Origin of the sequence: Paeniglutamicibacter quisquiliarum (genome assembly GCF_019084045.1) — a bacterium.
In the GTDB taxonomy this organism is placed as follows: Bacteria; Actinomycetota; Actinomycetes; order Actinomycetales; family Micrococcaceae; genus Paeniglutamicibacter; species Paeniglutamicibacter quisquiliarum.
This window is the reverse complement of the sequence record NZ_JAHRED010000004.1, coordinates 255,322-269,361: the sequence shown is the minus strand read 5'-3', so window position 1 is coordinate 269,361 and position 14,040 is coordinate 255,322. Positions and strand designations below refer to the sequence as shown.

Below are 14,040 nucleotides of genomic sequence, written 5' to 3'. Positions count from 1 at the left end.
GCTAATCCAGCTCCACGATCACCGGGACATGGTCGGAGGCACCCTTGCCCTTGCGCTCGTTGCGGTCGATCTCGGCACCGATCACGCGGGCGGCCAGCGCGGGGGAGGCCAGCGTGAAGTCGATCCGCATGCCCTCGTTCTTGGGGAAGCGCAGCTGGGTGTAGTCCCAGTAGGTGTAGGTCTTGGGCGTGTCGGTGTACGGGCGCACCACATCGGTGAAGCCCGTTTCGAGGAAGGCCTCGAAGGCGGCGCGCTCCGGGGCCGAGACGTGGGTGAGTTCATTGGCGAGGAAGAAGTCGATGTCCCAGACGTCCTCGTCGCGCGGGGCGATGTTCCAGTCGCCCATCAGGGCGACCTGCGCCTGGGGGTCCTCGGCCAGCCATCCGGCGGCCTGCTTGTTGAGGGTATCGAGCCAGGAGAGCTTGTAGGGCATGTGCTCGTCCTCAAGGGCCCGGCCGTTGGGCACGTACAGGCTCCAGACGCGCACGCCCCCGCAGGTCGCGGCGATCGCGCGCGCTTCCTGGACGGCGTCCTTGCCGCCCTTGCCGAAGGCCGGCTGGTCAACGAAGGTGCGTTCCACGTCGTCCAGGCCCACGCGGGAGGCGATTGCCACGCCATTCCACTGGCTGAGGCCGAAGTGGGCGACCTCGTAGTCGTTGTTTTCGAACAACTCCCACGGGAAGTTCTCGTCCTTGCACTTGGTTTCCTGGATCGCCAGGACATCGACGTCGGCGCGGCGCAGCCAGTCCTCGACGCGGTCGGCACGGGCACGAAGGGAGTTCACGTTCCAAGTAGCAATCTTCACCCTCCCAACCTATCAACTCTCATCACCGCGGTCAGTTTTGCGCAGCCGCCGGTTGCCCACCTGCCGGGTGGGGGCTCCGTGCCGCGGCGCACGTGCAATGTGCGGCCATGGGCAAGGCCCGGGTGCGGCAAGACCTAGCAATTTAGTAGGAAGTCCGAGTATATTTTTGGGTAACAGGCGTGGTGCGCATCACAGGCCGCTGCCGCGTTCAGGCGAATCTTGCTTAGGAGCATCCATCACATGACCCGCGAATTGACCCACTACGTGGGCGGCGCCCACGCCAAAGGAACTTCCGGCCGCTTCTCCGACGTGTACAACCCCTCCACCGGTGCGGTTCAATCCAGGCTTCCGCTGGCCTCGGCCGACGAGGTCGGCGCGGCCGTCGCCGTCGCCGAGGCCGCGCAGGTCGAATGGGGGCAGACAAATCCCCAGCGCCGGGCCCGCATCCTGAACAAGTTCGTCGAACTCGTCTACGCAAACATGGACGAGCTGGCGGCGCTGCTGACCAGCGAACACGGCAAGACCTTCCCGGATTCCAAGGGTGACATCCAGCGCGGACTCGAGGTCATCGAGTTCTGTGCCGCCGCCCCGCACCTGCTCAAGGGCGAATTCTCCGACAGCGCCGGAACCGACATCGACGTTCACTCGCTGCGCCAGCCCCTCGGCGTGGTTGCCGGAATCACCCCGTTCAACTTCCCCGCCATGATCCCGCTGTGGAAGGCCGGCCCGGCCCTGGCCGCGGGAAACTCCTACATCCTCAAGCCCTCCGAGCGCGACCCCTCCGTGCCGCTGCGCCTGGCCGAGCTCTTCACCGAGGCAGGGCTGCCGGACGGCGTCTTCAACGTCGTGAACGGGGACAAGGAAGCCGTCGACGCATTGCTCGAGGACCCGCGCGTGAAGGCCATCGGCTTCGTGGGCTCCACCCCGATCGCCCAGAGCATCTACGCCACCGCAGCGGCCAACGGCAAGCGCGCCCAGTGCTTCGGCGGGGCCAAGAACCACATGGTGATCATGCCCGACGCCGACCTGGAAATGGTTGCCGACGCCCTCATGGGCGCCGGGTACGGTTCTGCCGGCGAACGCTGCATGGCCATCTCCGTCGCGATCCCGGTCGGCGAGGCCACCGCCGACGCCCTGGTGTCCAAGCTGAAGGAACGCGTGGCGCAGCTCAAGGTGGGCGACGGCATGGACAAGGAATCCGACTTCGGGCCGGTCGTGGCCCAAAGCGCCAGGGAGCGCATCGAGAACTACATCCAGGTCGGCGTCGACGAGGGGGCCTCGCTGCTGGTCGACGGGCGCGGGTTGAAGGTCGAGGGCCGCGAAGGCGGATTCTGGGTCGGCCCCACCCTCTTCGACAACGTCACCGAAAACATGCGGATCTACAAGGAGGAAATCTTCGGCCCGGTGCTCTGCGTGGTGCGGGCCAAGGACTACGAGGAGGCCCTGCGCCTGCCCTCGGAACACGAGTTCGGCAACGGCGTCTCCATCTACACCCGAGACGGCGACACCGCCCGGAACTTCACCTCGCGCGTCCAGGTCGGCATGGTCGGGGTCAACGTGCCCATCCCGGTCCCGATCGCCTACTACACCTTCGGCGGCTGGAAGGCCTCGGGATTCGGGGACCTGAACCAGCACGGCGCCGACGCCTTCCGCTTCTACACCAAGACGAAAACCGTGACCACGCGCTGGCCCTCGGGCATCCGCGAGGGCGCCAGCTTCGTGATGCCGGAAGGAAGCTAGGCGACGTGGACGAACCACAGATCCTTTCCGAGGTGCGCGGCACCCTCGGCGTCATCACGCTGAACCGGCCACGCGCCGTCAATGCCCTGACCGCTTCCATGGCGGCAACCATGCTCGAGACGCTGACCGCCTGGGCCGCCGACCCGGCGGTGAGCCAGGTGCTGGTGCGCGGATCCGGGGAACGGGGGCTGTGCGCCGGCGGCGACATCGTGGCCATCCACCGCGACATCGCGGCCGGCGGCACGGAGACCGAGGCCTTCTGGGCGACCGAATACCGGCTCAATTCGCTCATCAACGCCTATCCCAAGCCCTACATCGCCTACATGGACGGCCTGGTGCTGGGCGGGGGAGTCGGGATTTCCGCGCACGGAAGCCACCGGCTCGTCACCACGCGGACCCGCAGCGGCATGCCGGAGACCACCATCGGCTTCGTCCCCGACGTCGGCGGCACCTACCTGCTCTCCCGCGCCCCCGGGGAAACCGGCACCCATGCGGCGCTCACCGGCGAACACCTGGGCGCTGCCGAGGTGCTGTACCTGGGGCTCGCCGACCACCTCATCGACTTCTCCCGCGCGGAGGAGCTCTTCGAGGCGCTGGAGTCCACGCCGGTGCACGAGGCGCTGCCGGGATTCGTTCTTCCCGCACCCGCCTCGAACCTGGAATCCTGGCGGCCCTGGCTTGACAGGGCCTACGGGCTGGACGACATCGAGGGCATCGTTTCCTCGCTGCAGGACCTGGCACGCGGTGGAAACGAGGAAGCCGAATACGCCGTGGCGACGCTCGCCAAGAAGTCGCCGACCGCGCTGAAGCTCACCCTGGCCTCGCTGCGCCGCGCCAGGGACTTGGATTCCCTCGAAGAGGCGCTGGAGCAGGAATACCGGGTCGGGCTGCGCCTTCTCGGATCCAGCGACTTCCCCGAGGGAATACGCGCCCAGGTCATCGACAAGGACTACGCCCCGGCGTGGAATCCCGCCACCCTGGCAAAGGTGCGGCAGGAAGACATCGACGCCTGCTTCGCCCCGCTCGGGGAACGCGAACTCAAACTCAACCCACGCGCCCTGAGCGACGCGGTCGAATAACGCTGGAGGAAGAACATGTCTGAAAAATCGCCCGCGGCAGCGGGCCGGATAGCATTCCTGGGACTCGGGCACATGGGCGAGCCCATGGCCGTGAACCTCATCAAGGCCGGCTTCGACGTGGTGGGCTTCGACGTCGTCCCCGCGGCCATGGACGCGGCGGCCAAGGCGGGGGTGCCCTGTGCTGCCTCGGCCATCGAGGCTGCCACCGGCGCACACATCGTGCTCACGATGTTCCCCTCCGGGGACATCCTGCTCGACGCCTACCGCGGCGTGGGCGCACCCGGGCTGCTGGAAAGCGCCGAGCCGAACACCCTGTTCCTTGACTGCTCCACCATCGACGTGGCCCAGGCCCGCGAGGCCGCGGCGCTCGCACTGGCCGCCGGGCACCGCTCCGCCGACGCGCCGGTTTCCGGCGGCGTGGTCGGAGCCGAGGCCGGAACGCTGACGTTCATGATCGGCGCCGAGGAGGAAGACCTCGGGCACATCACACCGTTGCTGGAGGTCATGGGCAAGAAGCTGGTGCACTGCGGCGGGCACGGGGCAGGGCAGGCGGCGAAGATCTGCAACAACATGCTGCTGGGCATCTCCATGATCGGTGCCGCCGAGGCCTTCGTGCTGGGTGAAAAGCTGGGACTGAGCCACCAGGCGCTGTTCGACGTGATCTCCACGGCCTCGGGACAATGCTGGTCGGTGACGACCAACTGCCCGGTCCCCGGTCCCGTGCCGACCTCGCCGGCCAACCGCGACTATGTTCCGGGGTTCGCCGGGGCGCTGATGGCCAAGGACCTGGGCCTGGCACTGAACGCCGTGGAGAATGCGGGGGTCGCGGCCGAACTGGGCCCGATGGCCGCACAGATCTACCGCAAGTTCGCCGACGAGGGCGGGGCCGGCCGCGACTTCTCCGGCATCATCACCGAGATCCGGGACAGATCCGGAAGCTAGGCAAGGCAGCGTTTCAATCCAGTCGGGCAGGCCTGGGACCAGCGACGTTCATGACAGGTTTTGTCCTGGACGGTCGTTGGGGCCCGCTCGCTGTGGCCACGCCCTGAAAATCGAGGGAAGCGGGACTTGATGACCATCTTCAGCTGCTCCACCTGCGCCATCGAGCACGCGGATGCCCCGGAGTCGCCCGGGCGCTGTGAGATCTGCGAGGACGAACGCCAATGGGTTCCCGCGTCCGGCCAGTCCTGGACCACCCGGGACGAGCTCGAAGCCCGGGGCCACAGCATGGAGGTCCGGGAGCTGGAGCCCAACCTCCATGCCATTACCACGACACCGAAACTGGGCATTGGACAGCGGGGACTGCTGGTCCGCACCCCCGGCGGCAACCTGCTTTTCGAGCCGCCCGGGTTCATCGATGCGGCCGGTGCGCGGCGCATCGACGAGCTCGGCGGGGTGGCGGCCATTGCCTCGAGCCACCCGCACCTGACCGGCTCGTCCATCCAGTACAGCCATCGCTTCGGACACGTCCCCGTGTACGTTGCCGCGGCAGATGAGCAGTGGATCCGGCGCCCGGATCCTGTCATCAGGCTATGGGAAGGAAAGGTCGAGATGCTCCCCGGCCTCTGGATGTACCAATGCGGCGGGCACTTCGCCGGCAGCAGCGTCGTGCACTGGCCGGCCGGGCGGAAGGGTGCCGGGGTGCTGGTCAGCGGGGACACCATTGCCGTGGGCGGCGACAGGACATCGGCAAACGCCATGCGCAGCTACGTCAACAACATCCCGCTGCCCGCCAGTGCCATAGAACGCATCCTTGACATCGTGATGCCGCTGGAGTTCACCCGGATGTACAGCGCCTTCGGCGTATTGGAGGAGGACGCCCACACCGCGGTCGAACGGACGCTGCGCCGGTACATTTCGTGGGTCAACGGGGAGATGCCCGAGTAGCGGCAGGGGCGGCACCAATCGACCATATGGTCGATGCGCACGGGTGCGGGAAAACGGAGGATGGGAGATAAGAAGGGGGACATTGCCGCCGGCAAGACCCCCGCACCATCCACCGAAAGGGAACCTCCCGCCGTGTTCCTCGCAATCCGCGACATCCGCTTCGCCAAGGGCCGCTTCGCTCTCATGGGCTCGGTGGTCGCCCTCATCACGCTGCTGCTGGTCATGCTCTCCGGGCTCACCGCCGGCCTGGGCGACCAATCCACCTCCGCGCTGAAAAACCTCGGCTCGGCGACCACGCCCGTTGACACCATCGCCTTCGGTGCCGCCAGCGGCAACGACCCCAAGGCCTCCTTCACCGAAAGCCAGGTCACCGCGGACCAGGTCGCGGCGTGGGGCAATCGTCCGGGCGTCGCGTCGGCCGAGGCCCTCGGCATCACCCAAACCCGCTTCCAGGGCTCGGCCGCCGGCTCGGAAACCAGCACCGGAACCACCAACGTGGCGGTCTTCGGCCTCCCGGAGGGCAGCTCCCTTGCACCCCTGCCGGTGGCCGGGGGAGAAGTCGTCATCGGCGCGTCCGTGGCCGAGGACCTGTCGCTGCAGACCGGCGACACCGTCTCCATGGCCGGGGTGGACCTGGTCGTCGGAGGGATTGCCGCGGACAACTGGTACTCGCACACCTCGGTGGTCTACACCGACCTCGACTCCTGGGCCAGGCTCGCCCACCTGGGGGACGACACCCAGGCCGGCACCGTCATCGCCGTCACCAACCAGGAGGGGTCCTCCGTTGACACCGACGCGGCGAACACCGCTGCCGCCACCGCCAGCACCACCCGCACCGGCTCCTATGCCGCGCTCGGGTCCTACAAGAGCGAAAACGGCTCGCTGCTGATGATGCAGGGCTTCCTCTACGGCATCTCGGCCCTGGTGATCCTTGCCTTCCTCACGGTCTGGACCGTGCAGCGCACCCGCGACATCGCCGTGCTCAAGGCCCTGGGCGGCTCCGGCCGCTATGTGCTCCGGGACGCCATCACCCAGGCCGGCATCGTCTTGCTGCTCGGTGCCGGGATCGGCGGCGGCATCGGCATTCTCGGCGGCTCCCTCGCCGCCAACGCGGCTCCCTTCCTGCTGGGCCCCGCAACCACGCTGCTGCCCATCCTCGGGGTCTTCGCGCTCGGCCTGGCCGGGGCGGCGCTCGCCGTCTCCCGTGTCACCAAGGTCGATCCGCTGATCGCCCTGGGTGGCAACTAGCCCCTCGACAGGCCGCGGCCCACGTCCCTTTCCCGTCCCTTTCCCCGCCCTCCCCGCAAAGGATTCCCATGCGCACCCCTGCCACCACCATGCCCCTGCAACTGATCGACCTGACCCTGGAATATCCGGACGGGCAGGGCACCCTCAAGGCCCTGGACGGCGTCAACCTCGGTGTGGGCGCAGGCCGGATGCTCTCGTTGATCGGCCCCTCGGGCTCCGGAAAGTCCTCGCTGTTGGCCGCCGCCGCCACGCTGATCCGGCCCACCAGCGGCCTGGTCATCATCGACGGAACCACCGCCAGCGACCTGAACGATGCACAGGTGACCGCTCTGCGTCGCGAGAAGGTCGGCATCATCTTCCAGCAACCCAACCTGCTGGCCTCGCTGACCGCCGTCGAACAGCTGATGATCTCCGACCACCTGCGCGGCAGGCCGCTGAAGCCCGCCAGGTCGCGCGCCCTGGAGCTGCTGGACATCGTGGGGCTGGCAGACGCCGCCGGGAAGCGCCCGCACCAACTCTCCGGAGGCCAGCGCCAGCGCGTCAACATCGCCCGCGCCCTGATGGGACAGCCGAAGGTGTTGCTGGTCGACGAGCCCACCGCCGCGCTTGACCATGCGCGCAGCGAATCAATCGTGAGGCTTTTGGCCCAGGTGACCAAGGAGTTTTCGGTGGCCACCGTCATGGTCACGCACGACACCGAATTCATCCCGCTCACCGACTCCGTCGCCACCATGCGCGACGGAAGGCTCGGCCTCGCGCAGCTTGTCGACGCCTAGACGGCCCAAGGCCATGGCGTCGGGGAAGGGCCTCGCCCTACTTGGGAGCCGGCTCGTCCGCGGAGAAGTCCCCGGCCTCGCGGCGGAACTTGCTGAAGATCCGGATCAACGTGGAAATGTCGCGGTCGGAAAAACCGGAGTCCGCGAAGACCTGGGCGTTGAGCTCGACGGTGGCGGCCGCGGCCAGCTCCCTGCCCTGCCGCGTCAGGGCAATGAGCGTGGTGCGCTTGTCGGTCGGATGCTTGGTGCGTGCCACCAGCCCGGCGCCCTCCAGCCGGTCCACGGCGTTGGTCACCGAGGTGGCATGCACCTGCAGCAGGGCACTGGCCCGATTCATGGCCAGCTCGCCGTCGCGGGCAAAGCTCAGCAGTGCGAGCATCTCGTACCGGGCGAACGTCAGCCCGAATGGCTTGAGCACCGTTTCCGCGCGCTGCAAAAGGATCTGCTGCGTCCGCATCAGCGCGGTGATCGCCGCCATGGGTTCGGCGACGTCCTGCCACCCGTGGCGTTCCCAATTGCGTTGCGCTTCCAGGATCGGGTCGCGCGGTAGTGGTTGGCTCAATGTTCCCTCCGGATAGAACTCGTGCCCCAGCTTATCCAAGCCACCTCGGGCATCAGGATTTCAGGGACGGGAAATCGTCGTCGCGGTACTCGACCCCCTGGGGCAGGAGCCCCGCGGCGCCCTCGTGGCGTGCCACCTCGCTGTTGCGCAACTCCACCCGCCGGATCTTTCCCGAAATAGTCTTGGGAAGCTCGGCGAACTCCAACCGGCGGATCCGCTTGAAGGGAGCCAGGTGTTCCCGGCAGAAACCCAGGATGCTTTCGGCCAGCTCCACCGAGGGCTCGTGGCCCGCGGCCGTGACCACGAAGGCCTTGGGAACCGACAGCCTGAGCTCATCGGGGGAGGGCACCACGGCTGCCTCGGCCACCGCGGGGTGCTGGATCAGCACCGATTCCAGCTCAAAGGGACTGAGCTTGTAGTCGCTGGACTTGAACACGTCATCCCCGCGACCCACGTAGGTGATGACCCCCTGCTCGTCCATTTCGGCCATGTCGCCGGTGTGGTAGACGCCGTCACGGAAGGCATCCGCCGTCTTTTCCGCATCCCCGTAGTAGGACTTCATCAGCCCCAGTGGACGTGGCTCCAGCCGCAGGCAGATTTCCCCCTCGTTGCCGGCTTCCCCGGTGGCGGGGTCGATGAGGACCACGTCGTAGCCGGGCATGGGACGGCCCATGGCGCCGATCGTGATGGGCATTCCCGGCGGGTTGGCGATCTGCACGGTGGTTTCGGTTTGCCCGAAGCCGTCGCGGATCGTTTGTCCCCAGGCGCGGCTGACTTGGTCGATGACCTCGGCGTTCAACGGCTCGCCGGCCGACACCAGCTTGGCCGGAGGGTTCTTCAGCGCCGTCAGGTCGGCCTGGATGAGCAGGCGCCACACCGTGGGCGGGGCGCAGAAGCTCGTGACGGCCTCGGCGTCCATCTGGGCCATGAGCGCCTTGGCGTCGAAGCGTTCGTAGTTGTAGAGGAAGACCGTCGCCTCGGCAATCCAGGGGGTGAAGAAGTTGCTCCACGCGTGCTTGGCCCAGCCCGGGGAAGCGACATTCAGGTGCACGTCCCCGGGCTCCAGGCCGATCCAGAACATCGTGCTCAGGTGCCCGGCCGGGTAAGAGGTATGGGTGTGTTCCACCAGCTTGGCCTTGGACGTGGTGCCGGAGGTGAAATACAGCAGCAGGGTTTCATCTGCCTTGGTTGCGACTTCCGGTTCGAATTCCGCGGGATGCCCGGTGCTCTCGGTGTAGTCCACGGCGCCCGCCGGTGCGTCGCCGTCGACGTGGACCACCGTGTAGTCGCCGGCGACCCGGTCGAACTTATCGGTGTCTCCGCGACCGGCCAGGGCCCAGCGCGCCCCGCCCCGTTCGACCCGGTCCTGCAGGTCCAGATGGGTCATCTGCGTGGTCGTGGGGATCATGACCATCCCCAACTTGATGCCGGCCAGCATGATCTCCCAGAGTTCCACCCGGTTCCCCAACATGACGATCATTTTCTCGCCGCGCTTCATGCCGATCGAGCGCATCCAGTTGGCGACCTGGCCGGAACGGGCAGACAATTCGGCCCACGTGCGGCGCGTTGACGTACCGTCCTTTTCGACAATGACCAGCGCATCGGTGTTTGCGCGCAGCGGGTCCCCGGCCACCTGGTCGAACCAGTCCAGGCCGAAATTGAACTCCGTGAACTCGGGCCACCTGAATTCCTGGCGGGCGCCGGTGTAATTGGTGCGCAATTCCAAAAGCCGGTCGCGTGCTGCACGGAATTCTTCGGTAACCGTCATTGCCGTCCTTTCGCCCGGACCCCAATTAGTAGGAAGCCCTAGTGATTTGAATCACTTGCAAATATACTTGGATATCCAAGGGTTTGGAAGGGCTTGCAAACATCGAGCCAAACATTTCACCGGACAGAAGGAGTCACCCTCTCATGCCATTGAGTGAGAACCAGGCAACCACCGCCGTAGCCGGCATTGAGCGAAACGCCGCGGGGCTGCCGTTTCCGGACGTCGACCTGATGCACATTTGGCAGCAGCTGGAGCCGTCCGAACGTCGGCGCCTGCGCGAAATCCGCACGTTTCTGCAGGACCGGGTGCGCCCCGAATCCCTCGGGTACTGGAACCGCGAGGAGTTCCCGCACCATCTCCTGCCCGAAATGGCAGCCCACGGGCTCGGCGGAATCCAGCTGGACGGCAGCAGCGAACTTTTCAAGGGCCTGGTCTATGTCGAGGCCGCACGCGCCGATGTCTCCCTCTCGGCCCTCATTGGCATCCACAACGAACTCATCGTCGGCATGATCCGGGAATTGGGATCGGCAGGGCAGCAGGAGAAATGGCTGCCCGCACTGACCCAATTCACGGCCCTGGGTGCCTTTGCCCTGACCGAACCCGAGCACGGCTCCGACATTGCCGGGGGACTGGCCACCACGGCCACCCGCGACGGCGACGAATGGGTCATCAGCGGGGCCAAGCGCTGGATCGGTGCGGCCACCATGGCCGACTTCTCCCTGGTGTGGGCACGCGACACGCAGGACCAGGCGATCAAGGCCTTCATCGTCGAATCGGATCGCCCCGGTTTCAGCGCGACCAAGATCTCCAACAAGATCGGCTTGAGGGTCATGCAAAATGCGGATATCCGGTTGGATGCGGTCCGTGTTCCCGAATCCAACAGGCTGCCCGGCGCCAGGAACTTCGCGGCAGCCAACGAACTGCTCAAGCACTCGCGCGCCTGGGTGGGGTGGCAGGCAGCGGGCGTGCAGCTGGGGATCTTCGACATTGCCAGGGACTATGCCCTGGCGCGCACGCAGTTCGGTGCACCCATTGCCGGCTTCCAATTGGTGCAGCTGCCGCTGGCCGAGATCCTGGGCAACGCCATGGCGAGTCTTTCACTCATGGCGGACCTGGCCAGGATCCAGGGGAGCGGGGACCTCGAAATGGTCCAGGCCGCCCTGGCCAAGTCGACCACCACCCGCCTGGCCCGGGAATCCGCGGCCAAGGGACGTGCGCTGTTGGGAGGCAACGGCGTGACCAGCGACTATGAGATGGCCAAGCTTTTCGGGGACGTTGAAGTCCTCTACACCTATGAGGGAACCTACGAAATCAATTCATTGATCGTCGGCCGGGCCGTCACCGGCATCTCGGCGTTCGTCAACCAACATTGACGAACGCCGTTGCGGAGCCCGGGGTGATCTCGGTGCGGCCGGCATCATGGATGACCGGGCCGCTGGCCGAGCGCGCATTCTTCCTGAATGCCTTGGAGTCCAGGCGCTCGATCGACAGCGGGCAGCCGGCCGCACGCCAGGTATCAAGGTCTTGCGGGTTTCCCTCCAGTACCCAGGCAAACAGCGCATGCGCCGCCTGCGCGGCGGCCTTGCCGGTGCTCATCCCCAATGAGTCGTTCAGCGTGATGCGTACCGCCGTCGGATCCATCGGGGAACCCGGCGGCAGGGTCGTTCCCGAGACCTGGAGTTTGGCCAGGCGCTTGGGCAGCGAGTCTGCCTGCATTGGCGCGAATCCCATGGCCCGGGCCGTCCCGATCTGCGCCAGGGTGTGTCCGGGGAATTCCCCGGCGACCTTGGCGAACATCTTGGCGTCGGCCCGGCGGACGCTCTTGGCAAACGCGCCCTGCGCCCACGGTCGCCAATATGGGTGGCGCGGGTTGGCGAGCAGTGCGCCGACCGAGGCAAGCGCCGCGACGGCAATGCCCTCGTCCTCGGGGCAGGGTTCCTCGCGGTCCACCAGCAGGATGATGGGCTGGACCAGCTCGCCGGTCGGCTCCGGAAATTCCGCCTCCGGATTTTCCGGTGCCTCGGGACGTGGGGATGGTTCGTTAAGGGTGCTTTCCACGGGGTCCAGCCTATGCGGTTCCGGCACCGCTCAGGCCTTCCACCAGGTGTCAAAGATGGTGACCGGGGTGGTGCGCTTGTGGCGCGTGCGCAGGAACTTGCCCTCGATCAGGGACGCGGCGGCTTCCGGGATCTCGCGGCCCTCCAGGTAGTCGTCGATGTTCTCGTAGGTGATGCCCAGCTCGTCCTCGTCGGTGCGCAGCGGCTGCCCGTCGAGCAGGTCGGCCGTGGGGACCTTTTCCCACAATTGCTTCGGGGAACCCAGGTGCCTCAGCAGCTCGCGGTTCTGGCGCTTGTTCAATCCGAAGAGCGGCAGGAGGTCCGCACCGCCGTCTCCGAACTTGGTGAAGAACCCGGTGACGGATTCGGCGCCGTGGTCGGTGCCGAGCACCAGGAGGTTCTCCTCGCCGGCCAGCGTGTACTGCGCGATCATGCGCATGCGCGCCTTGATGTTGCCCTTGTTGAAATCCGAGATCGGTGTGCCCACGGCCTTGTGGAAGGCGGATTCGAGGCCATCGACGCCGGCCTTGACGTTAAAGGTTCGTTCGACGTCGGCGGCCACGAAATCCAGGGCGGCCTGCGCGTCGTCCTCGTCGAGCTGGGTTCCGTACGGGAGCCGCACGGCAACGAACTTGGCGTCGGTTCCCGCCGCGCGGAGCTCCTCGACGGCAAGCTGGGCCAGACGCCCGGCCAGGGTGGAATCCAGCCCTCCGGAGATGCCAAGCACGAAACCGTTGGTGTGCGTGGCGGTGAGGTACTCCTTGAGGAAATCAATGCGGGCACGGACCTCCGCGGCGGGGTCGATCCGGGGCTTGACACCCATTTCCTTGATGATGGCAGCCTGTAGTTCGCGCATGTGCCAAGCCTAGCCTGTCACCGGGACCGGGCCGTGATGGAAATGCCCTACGCGTCTGCCGGTGGCCTGTTGGGGTCCCAGCCAAGGTTGCCGGCCATCTTCCTCAGGGACTCAACGGTGGTGGCGTATTCCTGGGTGGTGATCCCCGCGCTTGATTCCTCGCGCATGGAGTCGACGATCTCGGTCAGTCGGTCCAATGACACCGTACCCCGCTCGGTGAGTGTGAAGGTGTGGCCCTCCTCGGCGACCCAGCCCGATTCAACCAGCTCGGCCAGGTGCTCGGACGGGCTGGCGGGCTCGTCCTCCGCCTGGGCCTCCCCAAAGAAGGGAGCCAGGGCGGCGGTGAGCTCGCCGCCGGTGGCAGGACCGCGCGACAGGACGTTGAGCAATTGCCACTGCCGGCGCGTGACGCCGTGCTCTTCGAGGGAGTTGGCGAACTGCTCGGAGATGAGCGAGTCAACCAATTTAAGCCAGTAACCCAATGGGCGAGAATCGGTCATGACCCCACCCTAACCCGGGGACCACCTGCCTGTCTGTAGTCGGGGAGGCTGCGCCCCGGGTGGGGTGTGGCGGGGCCGCCGGTGCCGGCCAAACGATGACACATAGCCGCTGCGATCGCAGGTATGCCATCGGCCAAACTAGAATTGAACCCATGACCAACACTGCCGCGCGCACCCGCCTGCTCGAACTCATCAAGGAACTCGCCGTGGTCCACGGCAAGGTCATCCTTTCCTCCGGCAAGGAGGCCGACTACTACATCGATCTACGCCGCATCACCCTGCACCACGAGGCTGCCCCGCTGGTCGGCTCCGTCATGCTGGAAATGCTCGACGAGGCGGGGATCGAATTCACCAATGCCGGCGGCCTGACCATGGGTGCGGATCCGGTGGGGACCGCGCTCATGCACGCAGCCGGACACTCCGGGCGCGCAATCGACGCGTTCGTGGTCCGCAAGGCGCAGAAGTCCTACGGCATGGGCCGCCAGGTCGAAGGCCCCTCGGTCGAGGGACGCAATGTCGTGGTCCTCGAGGACACCTCCACCACCGGCGGATCCGCGCTGACCGCCGTCGAGGGCGTGCGCAAGGCAGGCGGCAATGTCGTGGCGGTGGCAGTGATCGTTGACCGCGACACCGGCTCAAAGGAGCGCATCGAAGCCGAGGCCGGCGTGCCCTACCTCTACGCCTACGGCAAGGACGAGCTGGGTCTCTAGGAGACCCGACGCCGCGAGGGAAACGCCAGGGCGTCCCGCCGGTTCCACCCAC

At 66.6% G+C, this 14,040-nt stretch carries 14 protein-coding genes; 8 read left to right on the top strand and 6 right to left on the bottom strand.

The genetic code is table 11. The features are described 5' to 3' along the window. Position 1: 1 nt before the first annotated feature. Positions 2–805, bottom strand: coding sequence for an exodeoxyribonuclease III (locus KRR55_RS10000; protein WP_217388933.1), 804 nt, complete (start codon positions 803–805; stop codon positions 2–4). A 240-nt stretch (positions 806–1,045) separates the two neighbouring features. Here KRR55_RS10000 and KRR55_RS09995 point away from each other — a divergent pair, with 240 nt between their 5' ends. From KRR55_RS09995 to KRR55_RS09970, 6 genes are all read left to right on the top strand, one after another. Further along, on the top strand, positions 1,046–2,545 hold the full coding sequence (locus tag KRR55_RS09995) for a CoA-acylating methylmalonate-semialdehyde dehydrogenase (protein ID WP_217388932.1): 1,500 nt from the start codon (positions 1,046–1,048) through the stop codon (positions 2,543–2,545). Between the two features lie 5 nt (positions 2,546–2,550). Further along, positions 2,551–3,624, top strand: a complete 1,074-nt coding sequence (locus tag KRR55_RS09990; protein WP_217388931.1) for an enoyl-CoA hydratase/isomerase family protein — start codon at positions 2,551–2,553, stop codon at positions 3,622–3,624. A 15-nt stretch (positions 3,625–3,639) separates the two neighbouring features. Next, positions 3,640–4,566, top strand: a complete 927-nt coding sequence (gene mmsB, locus KRR55_RS09985) for a 3-hydroxyisobutyrate dehydrogenase (protein ID WP_217388930.1) — start codon at positions 3,640–3,642, stop codon at positions 4,564–4,566. A 129-nt stretch (positions 4,567–4,695) separates the two neighbouring features. Beyond that, positions 4,696–5,511 carry an MBL fold metallo-hydrolase gene (locus tag KRR55_RS09980; RefSeq protein ID WP_217388929.1) on the top strand — a complete coding sequence of 272 codons (816 nt, stop codon included), beginning with the start codon at positions 4,696–4,698 and terminating at the stop codon, positions 5,509–5,511. Positions 5,512–5,643: 132 nt separating this feature from the next. After that, positions 5,644–6,759: an ABC transporter permease gene (locus tag KRR55_RS09975; protein WP_217389004.1), complete on the top strand. Its 1,116-nt coding sequence runs from the start codon at positions 5,644–5,646 to the stop codon at positions 6,757–6,759. Between the two features lie 68 nt (positions 6,760–6,827). Continuing rightward, positions 6,828–7,535, top strand: a complete 708-nt coding sequence (locus KRR55_RS09970) for an ABC transporter ATP-binding protein (protein ID WP_217388928.1) — start codon at positions 6,828–6,830, stop codon at positions 7,533–7,535. A 37-nt stretch (positions 7,536–7,572) separates the two neighbouring features. Here the strand turns inward: KRR55_RS09970 and KRR55_RS09965 are convergent, their stop codons facing one another. Continuing rightward, entirely contained in the window at positions 7,573–8,097 is a 525-nt protein-coding gene (locus tag KRR55_RS09965; protein WP_217388927.1) for a MarR family winged helix-turn-helix transcriptional regulator, read from the bottom strand. 52 nt (positions 8,098–8,149) lie between these two features. After that, positions 8,150–9,865, bottom strand: coding sequence for an AMP-binding protein (locus tag KRR55_RS09960; RefSeq protein WP_217388926.1), 1,716 nt, complete (start codon positions 9,863–9,865; stop codon positions 8,150–8,152). A 143-nt stretch (positions 9,866–10,008) separates the two neighbouring features. Between KRR55_RS09960 and KRR55_RS09955 the strand changes: the two genes are divergently transcribed. Further along, positions 10,009–11,238, top strand: a complete 1,230-nt coding sequence (locus tag KRR55_RS09955; RefSeq protein ID WP_217388925.1) for an acyl-CoA dehydrogenase family protein — start codon at positions 10,009–10,011, stop codon at positions 11,236–11,238. Here KRR55_RS09955 and KRR55_RS09950 read toward each other — a convergent pair. The 3 genes from KRR55_RS09950 to KRR55_RS09940 are packed head-to-tail and all read right to left on the bottom strand — an operon-like array spanning position 11,225 to position 13,278. Then, positions 11,225–11,923, bottom strand: a complete 699-nt coding sequence (locus KRR55_RS09950; RefSeq protein WP_336245088.1) for a peptidyl-tRNA hydrolase — start codon at positions 11,921–11,923, stop codon at positions 11,225–11,227. The two genes, KRR55_RS09955 and KRR55_RS09950, sit on opposite strands and share 14 nt — an antisense overlap. A 30-nt stretch (positions 11,924–11,953) precedes the next feature. Then, the gene (nadE, locus tag KRR55_RS09945; RefSeq protein WP_217388924.1) at positions 11,954–12,778 is read right to left on the bottom strand and encodes an ammonia-dependent NAD(+) synthetase; all 825 of its coding nucleotides are present in this window, start codon (positions 12,776–12,778) and stop codon (positions 11,954–11,956) included. Positions 12,779–12,825: 47 nt separating this feature from the next. Beyond that, a complete protein-coding gene (locus KRR55_RS09940; RefSeq protein WP_217388923.1) occupies positions 12,826–13,278 on the bottom strand; it encodes a MarR family winged helix-turn-helix transcriptional regulator in 453 nt (150 codons plus the stop codon). Positions 13,279–13,430: 152 nt separating this feature from the next. On the opposite strand from KRR55_RS09940, the gene pyrE reads away from it, so the two are divergent. Next, positions 13,431–13,988: an orotate phosphoribosyltransferase gene (gene pyrE, locus KRR55_RS09935; RefSeq protein WP_217388922.1), complete on the top strand. Its 558-nt coding sequence runs from the start codon at positions 13,431–13,433 to the stop codon at positions 13,986–13,988. The last annotated feature ends 52 nt before the right edge of the window (positions 13,989–14,040 follow it).

Bases quoted from the DNA above. Each gene is read 5' to 3' on its own strand.
- KRR55_RS09960 (WP_217388926.1), bottom strand. From the start codon at position 9,865: ATGACGGTTACCGAAGAATTCCGTGCAGCACGCGACCGGCTTTTGGAA.
- KRR55_RS09955 (WP_217388925.1), top strand. From the start codon at position 10,009: ATGCCATTGAGTGAGAACCAGGCAACCACCGCCGTAGCCGGCATTGAG.
- mmsB (WP_217388930.1), top strand. From the start codon at position 3,640: ATGTCTGAAAAATCGCCCGCGGCAGCGGGCCGGATAGCATTCCTGGGA.
- pyrE (WP_217388922.1), top strand. From the start codon at position 13,431: ATGACCAACACTGCCGCGCGCACCCGCCTGCTCGAACTCATCAAGGAA.
- KRR55_RS09995 (WP_217388932.1), top strand. From the start codon at position 1,046: ATGACCCGCGAATTGACCCACTACGTGGGCGGCGCCCACGCCAAAGGA.
- KRR55_RS09940 (WP_217388923.1), bottom strand. From the start codon at position 13,278: ATGACCGATTCTCGCCCATTGGGTTACTGGCTTAAATTGGTTGACTCG.
- KRR55_RS09970 (WP_217388928.1), top strand. From the start codon at position 6,828: ATGCGCACCCCTGCCACCACCATGCCCCTGCAACTGATCGACCTGACC.
- KRR55_RS09980 (WP_217388929.1), top strand. From the start codon at position 4,696: ATGACCATCTTCAGCTGCTCCACCTGCGCCATCGAGCACGCGGATGCC.
- nadE (WP_217388924.1), bottom strand. From the start codon at position 12,778: ATGCGCGAACTACAGGCTGCCATCATCAAGGAAATGGGTGTCAAGCCC.